At 42.7% G+C, this 23078-nt stretch carries 24 protein-coding genes; 15 read left to right on the top strand and 9 right to left on the bottom strand.

Annotation, left to right across the window (positions count from 1 at the left end):
- Window positions 1-43: 43 nt before the first annotated feature.
- The 3 genes from opuD to OIT90_RS09695 all read right to left on the bottom strand — a co-directional run bounded on the left by opuD (window position 44) and on the right by OIT90_RS09695 (window position 3182).
- A complete protein-coding gene (gene opuD, locus OIT90_RS09705; RefSeq protein ID WP_039180749.1) occupies window positions 44-1576 on the bottom strand; it encodes a glycine betaine transporter OpuD in 1533 nt (510 codons plus the stop codon).
- A 140-nt stretch (window positions 1577-1716) separates the two neighbouring features.
- Window positions 1717-1914: a hypothetical protein gene (locus OIT90_RS09700; protein WP_024424878.1), complete on the bottom strand. Its 198-nt coding sequence runs from the start codon at window positions 1912-1914 to the stop codon at window positions 1717-1719.
- Entirely contained in the window at window positions 1911-3182 is a 1272-nt protein-coding gene (locus OIT90_RS09695) for a BaiN/RdsA family NAD(P)/FAD-dependent oxidoreductase (protein ID WP_058838208.1), read from the bottom strand. The genes OIT90_RS09700 and OIT90_RS09695 overlap by 4 nt, the downstream gene beginning before the upstream one ends.
- Window positions 3183-3357: 175 nt before the next feature.
- Between OIT90_RS09695 and OIT90_RS09690 the strand changes: the two genes are divergently transcribed.
- Window positions 3358-4980 (top strand): putative polysaccharide biosynthesis protein, encoded by a 1623-nt coding sequence (locus tag OIT90_RS09690; protein WP_047203499.1) that lies wholly within the window; start codon window positions 3358-3360, stop codon window positions 4978-4980.
- Window positions 4981-4996: 16 nt separating this feature from the next.
- Window positions 4997-5713: a pseudouridine synthase gene (locus OIT90_RS09685; RefSeq protein WP_047203498.1), complete on the top strand. Its 717-nt coding sequence runs from the start codon at window positions 4997-4999 to the stop codon at window positions 5711-5713.
- A gap of 277 nt (window positions 5714-5990) precedes the next feature.
- Here OIT90_RS09685 and OIT90_RS09680 read toward each other — a convergent pair whose 3' ends face one another.
- Both OIT90_RS09680 and OIT90_RS09675 read right to left on the bottom strand, forming a co-directional pair.
- Window positions 5991-6212: a DeoR family transcriptional regulator gene (locus tag OIT90_RS09680; RefSeq protein ID WP_008356419.1), complete on the bottom strand. Its 222-nt coding sequence runs from the start codon at window positions 6210-6212 to the stop codon at window positions 5991-5993.
- A gap of 373 nt (window positions 6213-6585) precedes the next feature.
- Window positions 6586-7884, bottom strand: coding sequence for an NCS2 family permease (locus tag OIT90_RS09675; protein ID WP_268464435.1), 1299 nt, complete (start codon window positions 7882-7884; stop codon window positions 6586-6588).
- 95 nt (window positions 7885-7979) lie between these two features.
- Between OIT90_RS09675 and pepV the strand changes: the two genes are divergently transcribed.
- Together pepV and OIT90_RS09665 are read left to right on the top strand one after the other, a co-directional pair.
- A complete protein-coding gene (gene pepV / locus OIT90_RS09670) occupies window positions 7980-9380 on the top strand; it encodes a dipeptidase PepV (RefSeq protein ID WP_474892485.1) in 1401 nt (466 codons plus the stop codon).
- Between the two features lie 29 nt (window positions 9381-9409).
- A complete protein-coding gene (locus OIT90_RS09665; RefSeq protein WP_474892484.1) occupies window positions 9410-10027 on the top strand; it encodes a Type 1 glutamine amidotransferase-like domain-containing protein in 618 nt (205 codons plus the stop codon).
- Window positions 10028-10082: 55 nt separating this feature from the next.
- Here the strand turns inward: OIT90_RS09665 and cysK are convergent, their stop codons facing one another.
- Window positions 10083-11012, bottom strand: a complete 930-nt coding sequence (gene cysK / locus OIT90_RS09660) for a cysteine synthase A (protein ID WP_474892483.1) — start codon at window positions 11010-11012, stop codon at window positions 10083-10085.
- A gap of 94 nt (window positions 11013-11106) precedes the next feature.
- Between cysK and thpR the strand changes: the two genes are divergently transcribed.
- The 4 genes from thpR (at window position 11107) to OIT90_RS09640 (ending at window position 14682) form a co-directional block, all read left to right on the top strand.
- On the top strand, window positions 11107-11658 hold the full coding sequence (thpR, locus tag OIT90_RS09655; protein ID WP_474892482.1) for an RNA 2',3'-cyclic phosphodiesterase: 552 nt from the start codon (window positions 11107-11109) through the stop codon (window positions 11656-11658).
- A gap of 25 nt (window positions 11659-11683) precedes the next feature.
- On the top strand, window positions 11684-12619 hold the full coding sequence (locus OIT90_RS09650) for a hypothetical protein (RefSeq protein WP_144494624.1): 936 nt from the start codon (window positions 11684-11686) through the stop codon (window positions 12617-12619).
- A gap of 48 nt (window positions 12620-12667) precedes the next feature.
- Entirely contained in the window at window positions 12668-13597 is a 930-nt protein-coding gene (locus tag OIT90_RS09645) for a YegS/Rv2252/BmrU family lipid kinase (protein ID WP_474892481.1), read from the top strand.
- A 284-nt stretch (window positions 13598-13881) separates the two neighbouring features.
- The gene (locus OIT90_RS09640) at window positions 13882-14682 is read left to right on the top strand and encodes a phosphotransferase family protein (RefSeq protein WP_186366062.1); all 801 of its coding nucleotides are present in this window, start codon (window positions 13882-13884) and stop codon (window positions 14680-14682) included.
- On the opposite strand, the gene OIT90_RS09635 is transcribed toward OIT90_RS09640, so the two are convergent.
- Complete coding sequence (locus OIT90_RS09635) at window positions 14679-14954, bottom strand: YtzH-like family protein (protein WP_474892480.1); 276 nt, start codon at window positions 14952-14954, stop codon at window positions 14679-14681. The two genes, OIT90_RS09640 and OIT90_RS09635, sit on opposite strands and share 4 nt — an antisense overlap.
- A 188-nt stretch (window positions 14955-15142) precedes the next feature.
- Between OIT90_RS09635 and trmB the strand changes: the two genes are divergently transcribed.
- The 3 genes from trmB to OIT90_RS09620 all read left to right on the top strand — a co-directional run bounded on the left by trmB (window position 15143) and on the right by OIT90_RS09620 (window position 18519).
- A complete protein-coding gene (gene trmB, locus OIT90_RS09630; RefSeq protein WP_024424866.1) occupies window positions 15143-15784 on the top strand; it encodes a tRNA (guanosine(46)-N7)-methyltransferase TrmB in 642 nt (213 codons plus the stop codon).
- 114 nt (window positions 15785-15898) lie between these two features.
- Window positions 15899-16747, top strand: coding sequence for a YtnP family quorum-quenching lactonase (locus OIT90_RS09625; protein ID WP_058838257.1), 849 nt, complete (start codon window positions 15899-15901; stop codon window positions 16745-16747).
- 74 nt (window positions 16748-16821) lie between these two features.
- Window positions 16822-18519: an NAD-dependent malic enzyme gene (locus OIT90_RS09620; RefSeq protein WP_081258405.1), complete on the top strand. Its 1698-nt coding sequence runs from the start codon at window positions 16822-16824 to the stop codon at window positions 18517-18519.
- A gap of 41 nt (window positions 18520-18560) precedes the next feature.
- Here the strand turns inward: OIT90_RS09620 and OIT90_RS09615 are convergent, their stop codons facing one another.
- Complete coding sequence (locus OIT90_RS09615) at window positions 18561-18875, bottom strand: PepSY domain-containing protein (protein WP_003217759.1); 315 nt, start codon at window positions 18873-18875, stop codon at window positions 18561-18563.
- A 199-nt stretch (window positions 18876-19074) separates the two neighbouring features.
- Between OIT90_RS09615 and OIT90_RS09610 the strand changes: the two genes are divergently transcribed.
- Window positions 19075-20148 (top strand): M42 family metallopeptidase, encoded by a 1074-nt coding sequence (locus OIT90_RS09610; RefSeq protein WP_474892479.1) that lies wholly within the window; start codon window positions 19075-19077, stop codon window positions 20146-20148.
- Window positions 20149-20257: 109 nt separating this feature from the next.
- On the opposite strand, the gene OIT90_RS09605 is transcribed toward OIT90_RS09610, so the two are convergent.
- On the bottom strand, window positions 20258-20704 hold the full coding sequence (locus tag OIT90_RS09605; protein WP_024426182.1) for a YtoQ family protein: 447 nt from the start codon (window positions 20702-20704) through the stop codon (window positions 20258-20260).
- Window positions 20705-20904: 200 nt separating this feature from the next.
- Here OIT90_RS09605 and OIT90_RS09600 point away from each other — a divergent pair, with 200 nt between their 5' ends.
- The 3 genes from OIT90_RS09600 to OIT90_RS09590 are packed head-to-tail and all read left to right on the top strand — an operon-like array spanning window position 20905 to window position 23073.
- On the top strand, window positions 20905-21933 hold the full coding sequence (locus tag OIT90_RS09600) for a PTS sugar transporter subunit IIC (protein WP_039180697.1): 1029 nt from the start codon (window positions 20905-20907) through the stop codon (window positions 21931-21933).
- Window positions 21920-22240: a thioredoxin family protein gene (locus tag OIT90_RS09595; RefSeq protein ID WP_024424860.1), complete on the top strand. Its 321-nt coding sequence runs from the start codon at window positions 21920-21922 to the stop codon at window positions 22238-22240. The genes OIT90_RS09600 and OIT90_RS09595 overlap by 14 nt, the downstream gene beginning before the upstream one ends.
- A 20-nt stretch (window positions 22241-22260) precedes the next feature.
- Window positions 22261-23073 (top strand): DUF1444 domain-containing protein, encoded by an 813-nt coding sequence (locus OIT90_RS09590; protein ID WP_048239116.1) that lies wholly within the window; start codon window positions 22261-22263, stop codon window positions 23071-23073.
- Window positions 23074-23078: the final 5 nt, after the last annotated feature.

Below are 23078 nucleotides of genomic sequence, written 5' to 3'. Positions count from 1 at the left end.
AAAAAAGCCGTTCGGATGAGGAACGGCTTTTTCTTGCTTGCGATTATGCTTTTTTTACTCTTGGACTTCTTGGTTTATTGACTTGATTGGCTTGTTTGATGATTCTTCGTTCATCATTTAGTGATTTATACAGCGAGACAATCATCAATATGATGACAACGGAGAACGGCAAGGCTGCGAGCTTGGCTGTATTTTGCAAGGCTTCGAGTCCCCCTGAAAATAAAAGCACAGCAGCAACAGCAGATTGGATAATACCCCAGCTGACTTTGACACTGCCAGAAGGATTCAATGATCCGTAGGTTGTCTGCATTCCAAGCACAAATGTAGCTGAATCAGCCGATGTAATAAAGAATACGGCGATTAATATGAGTGCTAGTATCGATGTAATCATCGCCAGCGGATATTCATTAAGCACACCGAAGAGCATCGTTTCAGTTGATAGACCTGCAACATCGACAATATTCTTTTGCTGTAAGTCCATTGCAGATACACCGAAAATCGAGAACCATAGGAATACTAGGATAGAAGGAGCGACTAAGACACCCACTAAAAATTCGCGAATCGTTCGCCCGCGTGACACTCTAGCGATAAAGATCCCGACAAATGGTGCCCAAGAAATCCACCATGCCCAATAAAAGATTGTCCATCCATTAATCCATTCTCTCTTTTCAGGATCATTTGGAGATAGACGGAAGCTCATTTGAACGATATTGGATAAGTATTGTCCAATCGAGTCAGTAAATGAATTTAAGATAAAAACAGTTGGACCTACCAAAAGTAAGAAAAACATCAGAACAGCTGCTAATACCATGTTGATATTACTTAAGTATTTAATGCCTTTTCCAATTCCGCTCAAAGCAGATGCAAGGAAAAGCACCGTCACAATGATAATAATGATCAATTGTGTGCTAAAGGCAATTGGAATATGAAAAAGATAATTCAACCCACCGTTTATTTGTGCTGCACCTAATCCTAGGCTTGTCGCAACACCAACTACAGTTGCAAATACCGCAATACAATCGATGGTTTTTCCGATCCATCCATTCGTTTTATTTCCTAAAACAGGCTGCAGCGTTGCACTGATTAAGCCAGGTGCATCTTTTCTAAATTTAAAGTAAGCAATGCAAAGTGCAACAATGGCATAAATCGCCCATGCATGAAGCCCCCAGTGGAAAAATGTATAGCGAAGGGAATCGCGGAAGGCCTGTGCAGTTTCAGTCTCCCCTGTTGGTGACTGAATAGCATAGTGGCTGATCGGTTCAGCTGCTCCGTAAAAAACAAGACCAATTCCCATACCGGCACTAAATAGCATAGCAAACCAAGAAAATAGACCAAATTCAGGCTCTTCCCCCGGTTTTCCTAGCGTAATCTTACCGATTGGGCTAAAGATAAAGAATAGACAAAAGCCGACAAGCAGTGATACCACTAACAAGTAATACCAGCCAAAGTCATTTGTAATGTATGTTTGAATTTGATCTGTGACATTTTGCAATGTGTCTGGAGAAAACGCTCCCCACATCACGGCAACAAATGTGATCGCAATCACAATCCAAAATACACTTGATACGTTTTTCACACCATCTCACTCTCCTGTTGTTCTACACGTTTAAGCAGAGGACTTAGCTTAATATCCCCTAACTCAACTTATTTCAAACAAAAAGAGGCGAGCTTCTCACTCGACCTCTACTTTACCGTAACATGTTTTGCTTCCATTTATCAACTATCGATATGGGAAGACGATTTTTCCTCAATTCGTTTGCGAAGACGGTAGACGTATTCTTTTAAACATACAGCGAAAATGGTAAACGCCAAAACAATGGCGACTTTTAACGGGGTAATCGACAGCTTCAAGAAAACAGCAGCTGTCAAACTAATAACGACCGCAAGAACAATCGGTAGTGCACGTCTGATCATTGAACTCTCTCCTTTGCTTCTAGTGCAGCATTCATGCCGGCAAGCCTGCCTGTCACAAGTGCTGACGTGATATTGTAACCGCCTGTATAGCCATGGATATCTAGAATTTCTCCGCAGAAATAAAGACCGGGCATTTTTTTAGACGCCATTTTCTTCGGTTCAATTTCCTTCACAGAAACGCCGCCTCCTGTCACAAACGCTTTGTCCAAGGATAGGGTACCATTTGCATGCACAATAAAATGTTTGCAATCATGGGCAAATGCACGCAGTTTATCCTTGGCTAGACCAGAGAATGTGTCTTGTGGATCAATACCGTTCCGTTCTAATAGAAACAATAAATAGCGTTCTTGCATCCAAGATTTAAGGACATTTTTAATGGCTTTCTTCGGTTCATCTTTTAGGTCACGATGAAGCTTTTGGAACAGCTCCTCGTCATTCAGCTTCGGATATAAGTCAATTTGCAGGCGGACTGCCGGCTGCTTTTTCAATTCTTTCACAACAAATCCGCTGCATCTAAGAACAGCTGGACCCGATAAACCAAAGTGAGTAAAGATCATATCCATGACATGTGTGACGACGGGTTTCCCTTTTTTATTTAGAACACTGACAGCCACACTTCTTAAAGAAAGACCTTGAAGCACTTTTTCTTTAATAAATCGTTCATCTGATGTGACCGGTACCTCTGTTGGGAAAAGCTCTGTAATGGTATGACCTGCTGCTTCTGCCCATGCATAGCCGTCACCAGTAGAGCCGGTATGCGGTACACTTTTTCCGCCGACAGCAATGACGACAGCCTTACTTGAAATTTTTTCATCATTATTTGTAACAATTCCAGCTGCTTGTCCGTCTTGATACAGAACCGTTTTAATCTTTTCGTTCGTTCGAATGGTGACATTGAGGGCGCGGAGCCTGTCTAGAAGGGCATCCACAACAGATTGTGCTTTGTTTGATACAGGGAACATACGTCCATGGTCTTCTTCTTTTAGTTCAATGCCAAGGTTTTCAAAAAATGAAATAATATCCTCGTTGTTGAACTCAGAAAATGCACTATATAGAAAACGGCCGTTTCCGGGAATATGCTTGATGATTTCTTCTACTGGAAGGCGATTAGTGACGTTACACCGTCCGCCGCCAGAAATGGCCAGCTTTCTGCCAAGTTTGTTTCCTTTGTCAATTAACAGAACAGTAGCGCCATGCTCTGCTGATGCAATCGCGGCCATCAGTCCAGAAGGTCCGCCGCCAATGACAATGACATCATAATGTTTCATGTTACATTCCTCTTTCTACTTTCAGTCATTTTTCTATTATAACGAAGATTAGGGAAGGCTGAAATATGAATTGATTGGTTTTGTGACTTCAGTATTGGATTTGTTACCTGTGTGTTGAGTTGATGTGGTAAAATAGTTAAGTTGAATATTCATTAGAAAAATGGTGGTTAAGCGCATGTCTAATAAACTGCTTCGTGGTACGTTGGTTTTAACGATAGGGACGTATCTCTCTCGTATTCTTGGTATGATTTATTTAATTCCATTTAGCGCAATGGTTGGAGCTACTGGTGGTGCGCTATTTCAATATGGATACAATCAGTATACGATCTTTTTAAGTATTGCTACGCTTGGTTTTCCAACAGCGGTATCAAAATTTGTTTCCAAATATAATGCGATCGGCGATTATGAGACAACAAGAAAAATGTTCAGGGCGGGTATGTCGGTCATGCTTGTCACCGGGATTATCGCCTTTTCTATTTTATATTTGTCCGCACCGATTTTTGCCAAGATTCAGCTTGGCGGATCAAATGAAACAGGCGGTTTGACTGTCGATCAAGTGGTATATGTGATTCGGATGGTCAGCTTAGGCCTTTTGGTTGTGCCGATCATGAGTCTTGTACGGGGTTTCTTCCAAGGGCACTCCATGATGGGACCAACAGCTGTTTCCCAAGTGATTGAACAACTTGTCAGAATCATCTTCCTATTAACGGCGACGTTTATTATTTTAAAGGTGCTTGACGGCGGGCTTGTCATTGCTGTCGGGTATGCAACATTTGCCGCACTGATCGGTGCATTTGGCGGTTTATTTACGCTTTATTTATATTGGCTGAAGCGGAAGGACCGGCTCTTATCTATGCAGCCGAATACAGGCGCTCACTCTGATTTATCTTATAAGCAAATGTTTACAGAGCTGTTTAGCTATGCGGCGCCTTATGTATTTGTTGGACTTGCGATTCCAATTTACTCTTATATTGATACAAACACAATTAACAGAGCCATGATTGCATCAGGGCATCAGGATATAAGTACAGCGGTATTGTCCATTGTGACGTTATATTTACCGAAGCTTGTAATGATTCCTGTGTCACTTGCAACAGCGTTTGGCTTAACCTTGATTCCGACGATTACAGAATCATTTACAGCACGTAATTATAAGCTGCTCAATAGACAAATTGACCAGACGATGCAGATCATTTTATTTTTCGTACTGCCTGCATCATTTGGTATCTCAGCATTGGCTGGACCGGTTTATTGGTTTTTCTATCCATCAGTTCACCCTGAGATTGGGATCTCCATTTTGTTCTGGTATGCACCTGTTGCATTATTGTTTTCTTTATTCACCATTAATGCAGCGATTCTGCAAGGGATTAACAAACAAAAATTTGCTATCGTTAGTCTTTTGTTAGGGATCATTATTAAAACGGTTCTGAACATCCCGCTGATCAGCTGGCTGCAAGGAAATGGTTCTGTACTGGCAACGGCATTAGGCTACAGTGCATCTATCTTGTATATGTTTATCATGATTAAACGCCATGCTGGCTATTCGTTCCGCAGAATTTTCAAACGTTTTATTCTGATTGGTATTTTAACGGCGATCATGGCTGTGGTGGCTTATGTGACATGTCAGCTTGTGAGCCAAGTGATTTCTTATGAAGGCGGAATAGTACAAGCGGGTATCGTCATTTTGATTTCCATGATCACTGGCGGCGGTGTGTATATGTTCTTATCTTATAAGGTGGGATTACTAGAGCGTGTACTTGGCAGCCGTATGCCGAAATTTTTAAGAAAAAAGAGTTAAGAAGAGGTAGATATTCATGAGGCTTGATAAATTACTTGCTAACAGCGGCTTTGGTTCAAGAAAAGATGTGAAAAAGCTTGTCAAGGCCCGGGCGGTCACAGTGAATGGGGAAGTGGCGAAGCAGGTGAAAGATCATGTTGATCCATCAAATGATGAAGTGCTCGTACACGGAGAGCGTGTAGAATATAAAGAATTCATTTACTTAATGATGAACAAACCGGACGGGGTGATTTCAGCCACTGAAGATCTGCGGGATGAAACGGTTGTGGATTTACTCGAGCCGGAGGATATCGCAAGGGAGCCATTTCCTGTGGGGAGACTGGATAAGGATACGGTCGGTCTCCTTCTCCTCACAAATGATGGCCAGCTTGCTCATCAATTACTTTCTCCAAAAAAGCATGTGCCAAAAACGTACGAAGTTCATTTGAAATATCCTTTAGGTGATCAAGACATTAAGCGTCTTGAAGAGGGTGTTGTTATCTTAGATGATTATCACACGAAGCCGGCGAAGGTCGAAGTAGATGCGAATGAAGAGGAAGATACACGCATCCGATTGACGATTACTGAAGGGAAGTACCATCAAGTGAAGCTGATGGCCCAAGCGGTGGGAAATGAAGTGATCTTTTTAAAAAGGCTCACAATGGGGGCTGTCTCATTAGATGAAGATCTAGCACCTGGAGAGTACCGTGAATTGACGGATGAAGAATTAGACAGCTTAATGAATCGTGAATAACATAAGAACAAAAGAAAAGAACCGGCATATCGCCGGTTCTTCAGCGTGTAGACAAACCCTCGCATTCTTTGTCAGTCCTGCGCGCTGGTGCTCACGAATGTTAAATTCGCTCCGCGCCAGTGCTCGTTCTTCCTAGACTTCAAAGGTTTTCTATCACGCTGAAAAGAAGACAAAGGGCTAAAATAAAAATCATTTTAGCCCTTTGTCAACAATCTGCAAAAGAAAAGAACCGGCATATCGCCGGTTCTTTTTGTTATATGGACAATTCATTATACGCTTAAGATGATATTTTTACTTTTTTTCTCGTTGTTTCCCATTTGCCTCTGCTTGGACTATGAACAAGATCGTTATAGGCAAGCACGTTTAAGTCTCTTTGAATGGTTCTAGGTGTGATCCCGAATTCATCAACCAGCTCTTGTGTCGTCACAAGACCTTTCTCTTGAATGAACATATAAACTGATTTAATTCGAGTCATCATACGGTTTGTTGAAGGTTTCAAAAAACCACTCCCTATCAATAAGATCGGATGGACTTGACTAACCACAACTTACTACACTAAAACTGCGAAATAAGGACATGCAACAATGGTAAATGTTCGTGTTTCTTAATGTTTTATTCTATTATACACGTTATTATGCATCTAGTTCCACCAAAAAGTCAACTTTACGTGTTTTTAAACTTGTCTTCATGAAATGAAATATGGTATATATCATGATTTGAATCCGGTTACAACCCAATAATGATAAGGGATATGATAGAAGCTGCCACGTTCAAACGTTCGAAAAATAAACTCAGAAAATTTACAAAATAAAAAATTCAGTGAAGGCCAAAAAAGGCACATTCCATGTAAGGATGTGCCTTTTTTGTTTCTGTTATCCTTCTAAGAAAAAGAGCTGAATGAAAAATAAGACCGCAAAGATGAGAACAAGCACATGTACTTCTCTCCATTTCCCTTTCGCCAATTTCACAAGCGGATATGAAATAAATCCAAGTGAAATTCCTGTAGAGATACTAGAAGTCAGCGGCATCGAAAGAATGACAAGAAAAGCAGGGAATGCTTCGTCTAGTTCGTTCCAGTGAATGCGTGACACCGAATTCATCATCAAGCAGCCAACAATGATTAAAACAGGTGATGTGATGGATGGTAAAGACGAAATCGCTTGAACGAGCGGGCCAAAAAATAATGCCACAATAAACAGTGCAGCGACTGTTAAAGAAGTCAGCCCAGTTCTTCCGCCAGCAGCAACTCCTGATGATGACTCAATATAAGCAGTGGTTGGACTTGTACCAAACATAGAACCAACCGTTGTTGCAGCAGAGTCAGCGAGCAGGGCTCTGCGCACTTTTGGAAGCTGGCCGTTTTTCATTAATCCGGCTTGTTCGGCAACGCCGATCATAGTGCCTGTTGTATCAAAAATCGTCACCAGTAAGAAGGAGAAGACGACAGCATATAAATGATGAGAGAACACATCACCAAAAGCAGCGATTGGATTGGTAATCAGCATGCCTTCAGGCAGTGCAGGGACGTCCATCAGCATTTTAGGGAAATGAAGCTGGCCTGTTGCGAGCGCAATCAATGTAGTCGCTAACATGCCGATAAACAGTGCACCATTTATTTGCAGAACCATTAATATAACCGAAATCATTAAGCCGACAAGCGTTAAAACGACAACAGGCGAGCTTAAATTGCCAAGCTTCACAAGGTTTTCTGGATCAGCAGCAATGATTCCAGACTGACGGAGGCCGATGAACGCAATGAAAAGCCCGATTCCTGCTGTAATGCCGTACTTTAAATTATCTGGAATGGCTTGAATGAGTTGTTTTCTAAGGGATGTTAACGATAAAATAATAAAGAGTATACCAGCAACAAATACCGCACTAAACGCTGTTTGATAGCTGATGCCGCCACCGCCGACAACGGTAAAGGTGAAATAGACATTCAGCCCCATGCCTGGTGCAATGGCAATCGGATAATTTGCAAAGAGTGCCATCCAGAGGGTACCGACGACAGCAGCGATGATTGTTGCAGTAAAGACTTGGTCAAAAGGAATACCTGCTTTTGAAAGAATTCCTGGGTTGACGGCAACAATATAGACCATGGTAAAGAATGTCGTCATACCAGCGATGATTTCTTTCTTTATGTTGGTTTGATTTTCTTTTAACTGAAACATAAAATCCTCCATTTACGAACATTATTACAAAACAATTTATATAATATTCGTTTTAAGGGTGGATTGCAACCTTTTTTCAAGGAGGAATGGAAAAAATGAATTGGGAAGCTGAAGTAATACGAAAAAAAGATGACTTGATCAAGGACACACAATCTTTCTTACAAATTGAAAGTGTCCTTGATGAAGAAGGCGGCAAAGAAGGAAAGCCATTTGGTGAAAAAGTTGATGATGCCCTCAAGTATATGCTGAAAAAAGGGGAAGACGAAGGCTTCAAAGTCAAGAATGTCGACGGCTATGCAGGTCATATTGAATACGGGGAAGGCGAAGACATCGTGGGTGTGCTGTGCCATGTGGACGTTGTGCCTGCTGGCGACGGCTGGACAACCCCGCCATTTTCAGCGGATATCAGAGAAAATAAAATCTTTGCACGCGGAGCTATTGATGACAAAGGCCCAACCATGGCAGCGTTCTATGCGCTGAAGATCTTAAAAGATTCTGGTCTGCAGCTGTCGAAAAAAATCAGAATGATCATTGGGACAGATGAAGAAAGTGATTGGCGCTGTGTGGACCATTATTTCAAGCATGAGGCAATGCCGCAAATTGGATTTGCACCAGACGCCGATTTTCCGATTATTCATGCGGAAAAAGGGATTATTGATGCCATCCTGTCATTTACATATCAACAACCATCGAATCAACAGCGCTATACGCTGAAGCAATTTACATCGGGTATGAGGCTCAATATGGTGCCAGATGAGGCAGCTGCTGCTGTGACTGCTGCACAGGCACACGATGCTGAATCATTAAAAACGGCCTTCGAAGCCTATCTTGCTGATCATCAATTAACTGGTGAGGTAAAAAGCACAGCGGATGGACTGCATTTTACATTAAAAGGGGTATCCGTTCATGCCATGGAGCCGGCGCATGGGACAAATGCGGGCATTCATATGGCGAATTTCTTATGCGGACATGAATTAGATGAGCAGGGACTTGCCTTTACTTCCCAAATCAATGCTTTATTTGATCAGGATACAAGAGGGAAAAATCTGGGAATTGCTTGCAAAGATGATATTAGTGGAGATTTGACATTGAATGTTGGGACAATCCGCTATAAACAGAATGAGGAAGCAAAGCTAGGGTTAAATGTACGCTATCCAGTAACTGTAGACGGCAAGGACGTCAAAAAAGGAATTGAAAGCATCAAAGGGGCGTCCCTTCTAAAATTCGAAGACAGCCCTCCGCATCACGTCTCAAAAGATCATCCGCTTGTGAAAACCTTGCAGCGGGTATATGAGGAGCAAACGGGAGATCCTGCAACCCTTATTGCCATTGGGGGAGGAACGTATGCGAGATCTTTAGAAGCTGGCGTTGCGTTTGGACCTCTATTTCCTGGCAGACCAGACTGCGCCCATCAAAAGGATGAATATATTGAAATTGATGACTTACTAAGAGCAGCAGCTCTTTATGCACAAGCTATGTATGAATTAGCAAAATAGAAATTGGAAAAGAGAAGAGGGGATTCATAGTGAAAAAAATGTTCTTATGCTCTTCATTCAAAGACAGTTATTCTCTCTTGTCTGACTTTGCAGGTGAATCATTAAAAGGTAAGCGTGTGACTTTCTTTCCAACGGCAAGTGCTGTAGAAGAAGTCACGCACTATGTGGAGGCAGCGAAGGAAGCCTTTCAGAAATTAGGCATGCAGCTTGAGACTGTGCAGGTAGATGAACAATCCGTAGAAGAGATCACACAGATGATCAAACAAAATGATGTGATCTATGTTTCAGGAGGCAACACTTTTTATTTATTGCAGGAGTTAAGAAAGCAGCGTCTCGATGACGTGTTAAAAGAAGAAATCAACAAAGGCAAGCTGTACATCGGAGAGTCTGCGGGGAGTATCATTATGGCGCCGAGCATTGAATATATCTCCATGATGGATGAGCAGGAGAAGGCGCCGGAGCTTTCATCATTTCAAGGTTTCAATGAAATAAGCCGCTATCCAGTACCGCATATGCACAATGCCTATTTAGGCGAGGCTGCGGAGCAAATCATAGAGAAGTATCAGGAGACACTTGATTTATGTCCGCTTACTGATGAACAGGCTTTACTCGTCACAGGGGAGCAGGCTGAGGTGAAATCTGTCTAAGCATCTTAACCGTGAAAGAGAAAAAGGAACAGGGATTCATCGCCCTGTTCCTTTTTTAATCTTGAAAAACATCACTTGATAAGTATCGTTCACCCGTATCTGCTGTCATACAGATCACGATTTGATCTGCCGGCAATTGCTTCGCTGTTTCAATGGCTGCATAGCAAGCCGCCCCAGAGGATGGGCCTACTAAAATGCCTTCAAGCATAGCGAGCTCCCGTGTGATGTGGTACGCATCTTCGTCGCTTACTTGGACGATCTCATCATAGACATCCTCGTTTAAGATGTGGGGGATAAATCCTGGGCTTGTGCCAACGAGCTTATGTTTGCCAGGTTCCCCGCCAGATAAGACTGGAGATCCCTCAGGTTCTGCTACACGGATGGTTAAATGAGGGAATGCCTTTTTTAATTCCTCTCCAGTTCCTGTAATAGTACCGCCAGTTCCAGCTGTTGCGATAAAGGCGCCAAGGGGCTGTCCAAGTTGTTTCACAGCTTCCATGATTTCGACCGCTGTTGTTCCTCTATGTGCATCTGGGTTTGCTCTATTGTCAAATTGCATCGGAATAAAGCTGTGAGGAATTTGAGCAGCCAGTTCTTCCGCCTTGCGGATGCAGCCTGGCATTTTTTCTTCTCCTGGGGTTAAGACGACCTGCGCCCCGTATGCCTTCAAAATATTGATTCTTTCCTTTGTCATCGTATCAGGCATGACAAGGATAGCTTTGTAGCCTCTTGCGGCAGCATTCATGGCTAAACCAATCCCTGTATTCCCGCTCGTAGGTTCAATAATGGTTGCTCCTTTTGTGAGTTTCCCTTGTTTTTCTGCCTCAACGATCATATTGTAAGCGGCGCGGTCTTTGACACTTCCGCTAGGATTAAATGATTCCAGCTTTAAGTAAACAGCCGCCGCATTTTCTGGCTGGAGCCGCTGTAATTTGACAAGCGGTGTATCGCCAATCAGCTCAGCTATATTTTGTGCAACTTTCATCAGATGACACCCTTTCTTCTCATTCCGCATTTCTTTAGTTATACTATCATCAATGGGGATTCGTAAAGTTTGTTAAAAAAGGACAGGTGATATTGTGTCAGAAAACCGTCATTATTTTATAGGGATTCACATCCCTGAACAACTTGCGCATCAAATCAAACAAGACATTGATCAAAGGAGCGGACTGTTCTTTCAAAAATGGACAGCACCACATGATTATCATGTAACCCTTGTCTTTTTAGGCGCCATTCCAGAAGAGCGTTTAAAAAAGATCATCCGGCTGCTTGACCTCCTTTCAAATGAAGCATCTGCATTTCCACTAGAGCTGAATGAGGTAGGGCAGTTTGGTGCGAAGGAACGCCCGAGAGTCTTTTTTGCAAAGCCTCATGAAAGTGAGCCGCTCATGTATTTAAGAGAAAAGGTAAAGGAGGCCGTCTTGTCAGCAGGACACCCTGTTGAAAAGAGACCGTTTCATCCGCATATGACGATTGCACGCAAATGGAATGCGGATGACCTTTATGAAGAACAAGCGCCTTTACGCAAAGAGCCATATGTGATGGAGGTTTCGCGTATCACTCTATTTGAAATACGTCCGAAGGAAACCCCTCGTTATCACGCAATCAAACAATTTACATTACATAAATGATTCTAGAAGTTGGAGTGAGCAGCAGATGGCGCAAATTATCAAAATTCAAGATTATATATCACGATATGAACAAGACCCGCATCACTACATCAATCAATTCAATCGGTTGAAAAAACAAAGATGGGACGAGTTGAAAAAGGCTTCAAAAGAGGAGGCGCAGCAACCATTTGACCAAATTCCTCAACAAGCGCCTGAACAGGAGGAAGAAAAGAGAAAGAAATTCTCCTTAAAGAGAAAGCAAAAAGAAGCCGATATGAAAAAGGAACGGGACCTGAGTCTTTTTAACGAGCCGACAGATATAGAGCAAGGGGTTTTCAGAAACGTCCCTACCGATGAAACGAAGCTGATTCACTTTTTTAAGGATCATCTCTTTGAAGTGCAATTAAAATGGGCGAGCTCAACGATTTCACATATTTCAACTGTCTCCCATCATATTCGATATGATGAAAAGCTGCGAATGCTTGCGAGGCAGCTTCCAGATTCTTATTTTGTGATGTACAAGCCGGTTCTGCTCATTCAAAAAGCTGAGATGGAATTATGTCCGATACTCATAACGCCGCTCGAAGTAATCTGTTTATTCTTCTTAGAGGCCGAGCCAGACAGCGTCTATATCGGAACGAAGGAACGTTTTTGGGAAAAACGGGCGACTGGGAAAGCTGTTCAGTCCGTCTTAAATCCTTGTGCAAGCCTTCTGCGTTCTGGCACCGTTGTGTCAAAGATCTTACAGCAAAGTGGTGTAGACCTTCCTGTGAAAAAAATCCTCATCAGCCGAACCTCTTATATTGATTTACCTGAAGTTCCATATGGGATGGAGGTTATCGATAAGAAGAAGGCAGAAGAGTGGTTTGAAAAGCAGCGGAAAAATACGGCGCCGACAAAACATCAGCAATTTAAGGCGACAAAGGCGCTGCTTGCTTATGGTGAAACAGACAGCAAAAGAAGGCAAGAATGGCTCGATTAAAGGCATGATGGAAGGTCACGAAAAATGAGACTCGAGTGGAGCTAATATATGAATGAATGGTACTTTATCGTTAATCCAGAAGCAGGACATGGAAAAGGACTCCGCACATGGAGGAGCATAGAGAAAGAATTACAAAAGGTGGAGGTCTCTTATCGATCGTTTCTCACCCAGCATGAAGGCCATGCAGAAGTTTTGGCAAGACAAATCAGTGCCATGCAGGATGACAGGCTGAAGCGATTGATTGTTATTGGCGGTGACGGAACGATTCATGAAGTGCTGAATGGCTTAAAGGAAATCGATCATGTGCAGCTTAGTTTTGTCCCTGCTGGTCATTGGAATGATGCTGCGAAGGGTCTCGGTATCCATCGTCATGATGTCCTAAAAGAAGTGAAAAAGCAAAAGAGAATGCTCACCAAAACATTTTCTCTCGGCTCCTTTCAAGATCATGCCGAAAGTCCGCAATCTGTTCTTTTTCTCAATCATATCGGTGTGGGTTTTGACGCACATGTGCTGAGGAAAACGGTGCATTTTAGAGGGAAAAAGTGGCTGAAACGGCTGGGGCTTGGCTTTATCATCTACCCGCTGTCATTTCTCCATTCTCTATGGTCGTTTAACCCATTTGATCTTGCGTTATTTATTGAAAATGAGAAGAAAGTCTTTCGACAAGTGTGGTTTGTGATCGTATGCAATCACCCTTATTACGGAGGAGGGCTGGAAGCAGCACCAGAAGTGAGTGCAAGGCAGCCAGGTTTTCAAACGATGGTTGTCACAGATTTGAATCCATTCAAAGTCCTCTTGTTTCTAAGTGCAATGGTGTTTCGAAAGCACCTTGGGATGAAGGGGGTTACCCTGTTTCAGCATGAGGAAGCGTACTTAGAAGCAGATGAAAAAATCTTATTTCACGCAGATGGAGAAGTGATCGGTGCAACGCCTGTCTTTGTGAAGGCAAGTGAACGATCCTTAAAATTACGTGCTTAAATAACTTGCGGTATGTCCGCAGTCAAAGAACCATGAAAAAAGGCTTCTTTTTCGTAAGGTTCTTGTCCTGATTTTTTAGTTTTGCTTGACGAGTATAAGAAGGTAACGATAAAATCTAAAGGACGGCTATTGTTTAGCATCTCATTCTCAATAGCTGTCCTTTTTGTTTTTATGATCATATAAATAAAAAAAGAAACAGCCAATTGATCCTCAATCGGCTGAATTTTGTCGACTAAAAAAGCAAGATTTAAAATATTTTAAGAAATGATGGGTTGAAAATTGATATGAACTGGTTGGGACAAATATTAGGTAGCGAATGGCACATCTCTCCGGCTGGAGGCGCTACGGGAGATGCGTACTTTGCAACACACAATGACCAAAAGCTATTTTTAAAACGCAATACGTCACCGTTTCTTGCGGTTTTGTCAGCTGAAGGCATTGTGCCGAAGCTTGTCTGGACAAAACGGATGGAAAATGGAGATGTAATTACTGCACAGCACTGGCTGAGCGGCAGAGAGCTGAAGCCAAAGGACATGAATGATCGTCCTGTAGCAGAGCAGCTAAGAAAAATTCATACATCAAAAGAATTGCTCGATATGTTGAAACGATTAGAGAAGCACTCTCTAGATCCAGAATCCATTCTGATGCATCTAAAACAGTCCATATTAAACGAGCAAATTGTTTCACAAGACATCACGCGTGCCATCCAGTATTTAGAGAAGCATGTGGAGGCTGTCCATTTTGAGGACAAGGTCGTCTGTCATTGTGATCTCAATCATAATAATTGGCTGCTGACAGATGAAAACCAGCTCTATTTGATTGATTGGGATGGGGCGATGATTGCAGACCCAGCGATTGATCTTGGACCGCTTTTATACCATTATGTTGAGGAAGAGAACTGGGAAAGCTGGCTCTCTATGTACGGCGCCCCGCTGACGGACAACTTGCGAAAGCGCATGGCGTGGTACGTGCTCGCTGAAACCGTATCGTTTGTCGTTTGGCATAAAAGAAAAGGGAATGAAAAGGCGCAAAAAGAAGTGCAAGCGGAGCTAAATGCACTCTTAAAAAGGTTAAACATCCATTAAGACAGTGGAATGTTTTCGACCCACTCAGACAGATGTGATTGATGCTCCTCGATATGTGCATCAATTGAACTGACAGAGGTGCCCTTTAGGCTGTAATCATAAATATCTGTTAACAGCTGACGAATGTCGGGATCCAGATCTTCTTTTGCCAGCATTAATTGAATTACGCGTCCCACCTGTTCATATTCTGCAACAGTCCCGCAGCAATCCAGCTGGTGATCGGTTAAAATATCTTTGATTAATTGAAGCTGATGTTGACGGTTTAAACCCATATAAATGCTCCTTTCCTGCGTGTCATTTATGAGGTTAAACTGTGCAATCAGCGCCCAATTTATACATGCGGCAGACCAGCTCAAGCGAAGGGCTGGTCTTTTTATATGGACATAGAAGATGCTGTCTTGCGGGTCTTTATGTTTCATGGTATCTTGATAAAATGTAAAGAAAATAGAGGTGTATCAAATTGAGAATGCGACATAAACCATGGGCTGATGATTACTTAGCTGAGAATGCTCATATTGCTTTAGCAAGTCCCGAGCAATATAAAGGGAAATGGCATGAGCTGTTTGGAAATGATCATCCAATCCATATCGAAGTTGGGACAGGAAAAGGGAGCTTTATTGCTGGAATGGGCAAGCTTCATCCTGATATCAACTATATTGGCATTGAATTATTTAAAAGTGTCATTGTGACGGCAGTAGATAAAATCAAAGAGACAGATGTTGAAAATGTAAAGCTTTTGAACATCAATGCTGAGACGCTGACAGATGTGTTTGCGGAAAATGAGATTGACCGGGTGTATTTGAATTTCTCTGATCCATGGCCAAAAGCAAGACACGAAAAGCGCAGATTGACGTTTAAAACCTTTTTAGAGCGATATGAACATATCCTTCGTCCAGGCGGTGAATTACATTTCAAAACTGATAACCGCGGGTTATTTGAATATTCCTTAAAAAGTTTTTCTGCCTATGGCCTTCTTTTAACGTATGTCAGCCTAGATTTACATGAGGACGGCTTAGAAGGAAATGTGATGACTGAATATGAAGAGAAATTCTCATCTATGGGACAACCCATCTATCGATCAGAAGTCAAATTCCCAGAATAACAAGTGACATCAAGCTGGCTGCAAAAAAATTGCAGTCAGCTTTTTTTATGAAAAGATTGGTGCATGCGATTTTTGGCTGTATTTGCTACGATAGAAAAAGGAGGGATGACAGCAATGGAGACAATGAAAATAGGTGAAATGGAACTGTTTTGGTTAAACGGGGGAGATACGCACATGGACGGCGGTGCGATGTTCGGTGTCGTGCCAAAGCCTTTATGGTCAAAAAAATACCCGGTTAATGAACGCAATCAAATTGAATTACGATGTGATCCAATTCTCATTCGGTGGAAGGGACTGCATCTGTTAGTGGATTCCGGCATCGGATCAGGGAAGCTGACAGATAAACAAAAACGCAATTACGGCGTGACAGAGGAAACCAAATTGGAAGAATCTCTAGCGGCCCTTGGCCTGCGCCCATCAGATATAGATTACGTATTAATGACACACCTGCACTTTGATCATGCCAGCGGATTAACAAAACGTGAAGGCGATAAGCTTGTGTCTGTTTTTCAGCAGGCAAAAATCATCACATCGAAAATCGAATGGGATGAAATGAGAGCGCCGAACATTCGCTCAAGAAATACATATTGGAAAGAAAACTGGGAGCCTGTGGCAGATCAAGTGGTCACATTTGAAGAAAGCATCGAAGTGACAGAAGGAATTGAGCTGCATCATACAGGCGGCCATAGCAATGGTCATAGTATTTTAACGCTCACAAGTGAGGGCGAAACAGCGATTCATTTAGCTGATATCATGCCTACACACGCTCATAAAAATCCACTCTGGGTTTTGGCATATGATGATTACCCAATGACGTCGATTCCAGCCAAGCAAAAGTGGCAGGCATTTGCAGAAGAAAAAAATGCGTGGTATTTGTTTTATCATGATGCCATTTATCGTGCTGTAAAATGGGACGAAGACGGGCAGATTACACACGAAATCAAAAGAGAAACAGGAAGATAAAAGATCATCTGTATGTTTTTTTCGCCTTTCACACAAAATAACGACAAAATGAACTTGTGAAAGGAAGAGTGCAGGTGAACCAATTTTATCGTGTACATGGTGATGTGATCGAAACACCATTAAGAGGGATGGAAGTCATGTCAGTCCCTTATTTAAACAAAGGGGTTGCATTTACAAAGGAAGAGCGGAAGGAGCTCGGGTTAAAGGGATTTCTTCCGCCTAAGGTTTTAACTTTAGAGGATCAAGCAAAGCGTGCATATGAGCAGTTCAAGGCACAGCCGGATGAGCTAGGGAAAAATGTGTATTTAACATCACTTCATGATAGAAACGAAGTGCTTTTTTACAAATTACTTAATGAGCACTTGGCGGAAATGCTTCCGATTGTCTACACGCCGACTGTAGGAACGGCTATTCAGCGTTATAGCCATGAGTATCGGAAGCCGAGAGGGCTTTATTTATCGATTGATGATCTGGAAGGCATGGAAGAGATTTTTGCTTCTTATGGTGTCGATGAATCAATTGATTTAATCGTTGCAACTGATGCAGAAGGTATTTTAGGCATCGGAGACTGGGGCGTTGGCGGGATTGCCATTTCAGTCGGGAAACTTGCTGTTTATACAGCTGCAGCAGGCATTGATCCTAGCCGCGTGCTGGCGGTAGTGCTTGATGCCGGGACGAACCAGGAAAGTCTCTTAAATGATCCGCTTTATGTTGGCAATCAGCACTCCCGCGTTCGAGGAGAGCGCTATGATCAGTTCATTGATCAATATGTCGAGCTTGCCCGTGCTACTTTCCCAAATGCACTTCTTCACTGGGAAGATTTTGGTACAAAGAATGCCCGTGCGATATTGGAAAAATATAAGGACCGCATTTGTACATTTAACGATGACATTCAAGGAACTGGCGCCGTTTCACTTGCTGCAGTTATGGCATGTGCAAAAGCTTCGAAGGTCCCGCTGAAAGATCACCGTATCGTCATTTTTGGAGCGGGTACGGCAGGTATTGGCATAGCCGAGCAAATCCGTGATGCGATCGTCAGAGACGGAGTCAAAGAAGAGGAGTCCTATGATCATTTCTGGTGTATTGATAAAACGGGGCTGCTCACAGATGATTCACCTGACATTCAGCCATTTCAAAAGCCGTATGCAAGACGTTCTGACGAAGTAAAGGATTATGCCCGTAATGGTCCAAAGCATTCGATTGATCTATTAGAGGTCGTCAAACAGGCGAAACCTACAATCTTAATTGGCACCTCGACGGTCGGAGGAGCATTTACAGAGGAAATTGTAAAAGAAATGGCGTCTCACGTGGAGCGCCCTGCGATTTTACCGATGTCGAATCCGACACCTCTTTCAGAAGCAAAGCCGCAAGATCTGATCGAGTGGACTGAAGGACGCGCACTTGTGACAACGGGAAGCCCATTTGATCCTGTCGAATATGGCGGTGTCACATATGAAATTGGACAAGCGAATAATGCCCTTGTCTTCCCAGGTCTTGGTCTAGGCACGATTGTGTCAAAAGCCAGGTTGATGACAGACAGTATGTTTGTTGCGAGTGCTGAAGCCATTGCAAGCATGGTCAATGTGGGGAAGCCGGGTGCAGCGATGCTGCCAAGTGTCGATCAGCTTCGAACCGTTTCAGCAACAGTGGCCGTCCGCGTGGCGCAGGCAGCAATTGATGAAGGAATAGCAGAAGAAACGCCTGATGATCTTATTCAGGCTGTGCAGGACGCGATGTGGCATCCTGTGTACAAAAAAATCAAAGCCATATAAAAAAAGCTTCGCAAGGACATGTCTTTGCGAAGCTTTCTTGATCAAGCAACAGAATCAATTACATCAACGATCATGCCTGTTTTGGCATCAATCATCACTTCATACTGTTCAAGCTCGCCAAAGGCAGAGCGGGTAATGCCAGATTTGTACACATCAATCGTTTCACCATTTACGGTATACGGTTCTGGTACAGTATAAATCCAAGAGCCATCAATCGGGCCGCGCTGTTTAAAAGCAGATTTCACAATTTTTAATGCTTTTTCAGATGAGATATACGTAGGGAAAAATACTTTCTTTGCAACAATTGCAGCGGCTACTCCAATACTCGCACCAATCAAAACATGTTTTAACTTCAACGTGCTGCACCTCCGTATTGCTGTTTTTTCCATTATACAAAACTTGTCCATTGATGTTAAGGAATCCGAATACTTGAAAGCATATTCAAAATTTTTAGAGAGATACTTGGAAAACCGAAAGAATTCTTATAGTATAAAGTGAGTGTTATTTTTATAGGAATATATATGGTCATTACATAGAAACGAGGTAAACTGTAGAATGAACGAAGAAACATTGTCGCTTTTCCGAAATTTAACAGAATTACAGGGAACTCCAGGAAATGAGCACCATGTGCGTGCTTTTATGAAAAAAGAACTTGAGAAATATTCTGATGAACTCATTCAAGACCGCCTTGGCGGAGTGTTTGGCGTACGCAAAGGGCCGGAAAACGCACCGAAAATTATGGTAGCTGGTCATATGGATGAAGTCGGATTCATGGTCTCATCGATCACGAAAAACGGAATGATTCGTTTTCAAACACTTGGCGGCTGGTGGAGTCAAGTCATGCTGGCGCAGCGTGTAGACGTACATACCGATCAGGGTCCAATTCCTGGTGTCGTCTCGAGTACACCTCCTCACCTTCTCACACCAGAACAAAAAAGCAAACCTGTGAAACCGTCAGATATGCTTATTGATATTGGTGCAGACAGTGAAGAAGAGGCAAAAGAGCTTGGCGTTCGCCCAGGACAGCAAATCGTTCCTGCAACGGTATTTACCCCAATGGCGAATCCAAAAAAGATTTTAGCGAAGGCTTGGGATAACCGCTATGGCTGCGGCCTTGCGATTGAATTATTAAAAGAATTAAAAGACGAATCACTTTCATGTCAGCTGTATTCAGGAGCAACTGTTCAAGAGGAAGTAGGGCTTAGAGGAGCTGAGGTAGCTGCAAATATGATTCAGCCGGATCTTTTCTTCGCTTTAGATGCAAGTCCTGCAAACGATGTGACAGGTGACAAAACACAGTTCGGCCAGCTTGGAAAAGGTACACTTCTGCGTATTTTTGACCGGACAATGATTACGCACCGTGGAATGAGAGACTTTGTACTCGATACTGCTGAGACAAACAACATCCCATATCAATATTTCGTATCACCGGGTGGTACGGACGCTGGACGTGTTCATATTTCAAACCAAGGTGTGCCTTCTGCTGTCATTGGTGTTTGCGCACGCTACATTCATACAAGTCATTCTGTTTTGCATGTGGATGATTACGCAGCGGCAAAAGAATTAATTGTCCGCCTTGTCAAAAATTGTGATCGAAGCACAGTGGATTCTATTTATCAACAGGTATAAATGTCATAGAAAAAGGCTGCCTCTTCAATGAGAGCAGCCTTTAGTATGTAGACAAACCCTCGCATTCATTGCGAGACGGTGCTGCAAAGGTTGTCTAACACGCTTTTAGCTATTGCTGTTCAAACACGTAAGATAATGCCTTGATCGCTTGATTCACGGTTTCCACAGTGATATTCGCTTTGTTTGAAAGTTCCTTTAATGGATGGTGCAGCTCTTTTGGACGGATTAAAATAAGAGGTTTCCCTTTTGCAATTGCAGCAGACGCATCCATGGCTGTGTTCCACTGTTTATATTTCTCACCAAAGCGCGCAATGACGACATCTGCTTTGTTTAATAAAATTTCAGTACGAAAATTGTTCAAATCAGAAGCTGCATCATCTTTGAAAATGGCATTCGGCTGCTCACCTAAAATATCCTCACCGATGTTATCTGAGCGGTCATGATTCTCCATCGGACCGACAAATGTCACCGGAAGCTTCAAAGATTGGCTTTTTTCCTTGATTTCATCGCGCCACTGGCTATGAATTTCTCCAGCTAAATAAACAGTTAATTGCATAACGAACTCCTCCTTTTGTACAAACTTAGTAAAGGTTTGTCCTGTTTCTTTTCATGTTACACAAGAAGTGCTTGATAAAGCAAAAAAAATATGATTATGATATTCATGGTAGAGACAATTTTTCATCGTAAGAATACTACATATAATGGGAAGGACAGGCCTCTTCGTCTTTCCTATGAGAAAGCAGGAAGACGACGTTGATGACTTATTTGAAAAGAAAGGGGATCTCCCTTTCGCCAAAGGTGTATTTCATTGATGCACTTTCTTATATGGCTTTAGGTCTATTTGCTACATTAGTGGTAGGTCTGATTTTAAAAACAGCAGGCGGTCTGTTATCACTTTCTCTCATTGTGAAAATGGGTACGCTTGCTATGGGTCTGATGGGACCGGCAATTGGCGTAGCAGTTGCTTATCGCTTAAATGCTTCTCCATTAATCATTTTTGCAAGTGTTGTCTCAGGTGCCGCTGGAGCAGAGCTTGGGGGACCAGCCGGAAGCTTCGTGGCTGCTCTAATTGGGGTGGAAATAGGCAAACTGGTTAGTGGTGAGACAAGAATTGATATTATTTTAACGCCGCTTGTCACCATTATTACTGGCTTTTTCACTGCTGCTTTCATCGGTCCTGGCATTCAGGCGATGATGACAGGGCTTGGCAGACTTATCATGTGGGGGACAGACCAAAGTCCGCTCATCATGGGCATGCTAGTAGCGACCATTGTTGGACTTGCTCTCAGTTCGCCGATTTCAAGTGCTGCACTTGCGCTCATGCTTGACTTAAGCGGAACAGCTGCTGGTGCTGCAACGATTGGCTGCTGTGCCCAAATGGTTGGCTTTGCTGCTGCAGGTTTTAGAGAAAATCGCTTTGGCGGGCTTGCGGCTGTCGGCATTGGGACGTCAAAGTTGCAGCTTTCGAACATTGTGAAAAACCCCCTCATCCTGATTCCGCCGACGATTGCTGGCCTGATTCTCGCGCCAATTGGTATTATTGGCTTTGGGATGGTCAATAATGCGGCAGGAGCGGGAATGGGAACGAGCGGGCTTGTTGGACAGCTCATGACCCTCACCGTCATGGGGTTTCATCCATCTGTATTTCTGGCGATAGCTCTTTTGCATATCGTTGGCCCGGCAGTGATTAGTTTGGTAGTATCAGAATGGATGAGAAAGAAAGGCTATATACAATTCGGAGATTTAACCATACAAACTGGAGGAATGAAACATGAAAAAAATTGAATCTAACGAAGAATTACAAAAAGTGATTCAAGAAGACTTAACGGTATTGCTATTTTCAGCTGACTGGTGCCCAGACTGCACATTTATTGAGCCATTCTTGCCAGAGCTTGAAGCAAACTACCCAGAATTTGAGTACTTCTATGTCGATAGAGACAAGTTCATTGACACTTGTGCAGAGTGGGAAATTTACGGCATTCCAAGCTTTTTAGTCTTTAAAAACGGACAAGAGATTAACCGCTTTGTCAGCAAAGATCGTAAGACAAAGGAAGAGATTGAAGCATTTTTAACAGATTCTCTTTCTAAATAACGAAAGGAGAGTCTAAAACGATGGCAAAAATGACATCAAGACAGCTTGCGAATGAACTCAAAAGCCGTCTAACGAACGACAGCTGGTCACACCAGTTTGATCGGGAAAAAGATACGCTTCGTATTGAAGATAAACAAACAGGCAAAGGCATCACACTAGAGCTCCCGCCAATTATTGCAAAGTGGGAAGTAAAGCCTGATGAAACAATTGATGAGATTGTTTATTATGTGAAAGAAGCGCTGAGTGCCATGAAAGGCGAAGCGCAGCACATTTCAGGAAAAGAAAAGCAGATCTATCCGGTCATTCGTTCCACTTCCTTTCCTGAGGCATCAAGTGATGGAATTCCGCTCGTATTTGATGAGCATACAGCTGAAACGAGAATCTACTATGCACTTGACCTTGGAAGCACCTACCGATTAATTGATGAAAAGATGCTTCAAAAGGAAAACTGGACAAAAGAGCGAATCAGAGAAACTGCAAGCTTCAACGTCCGTTCACTAGAAACTGTAGTGAAAATGGATGAAGTGGCAGGCAACCTTTTTTATTTCTTCCGCGCAAATGACGGATATGACGCCAGCAGACTTTTAAATGAGTCGTTATTACAAGAATACGCGCAAAAAATAGAAGGACAAATGGCGATTTCTGTTCCTCATCAAGATGTATTCATCATTGCAGATGTTCGCAATGATTCAGGCTATGATATTTTAGGACAGATGTCGATGAGCTTCTTCGCCAGCGGCACGGTTCCGATTACCGCATTGTCATTTTTGTATGATGAGGGTAAGCTTGAACCGATCTTTATACTTGCAAAAAGCAGACCAAAACAGCAGTAGAAGGG

The sequence above is a fragment of the Bacillus sp. ABR genome (genome assembly GCF_056172715.1).
Note: the sequence above shows the minus strand (reverse complement) of the source record. Positions and strands in the feature narration are given on the sequence as shown.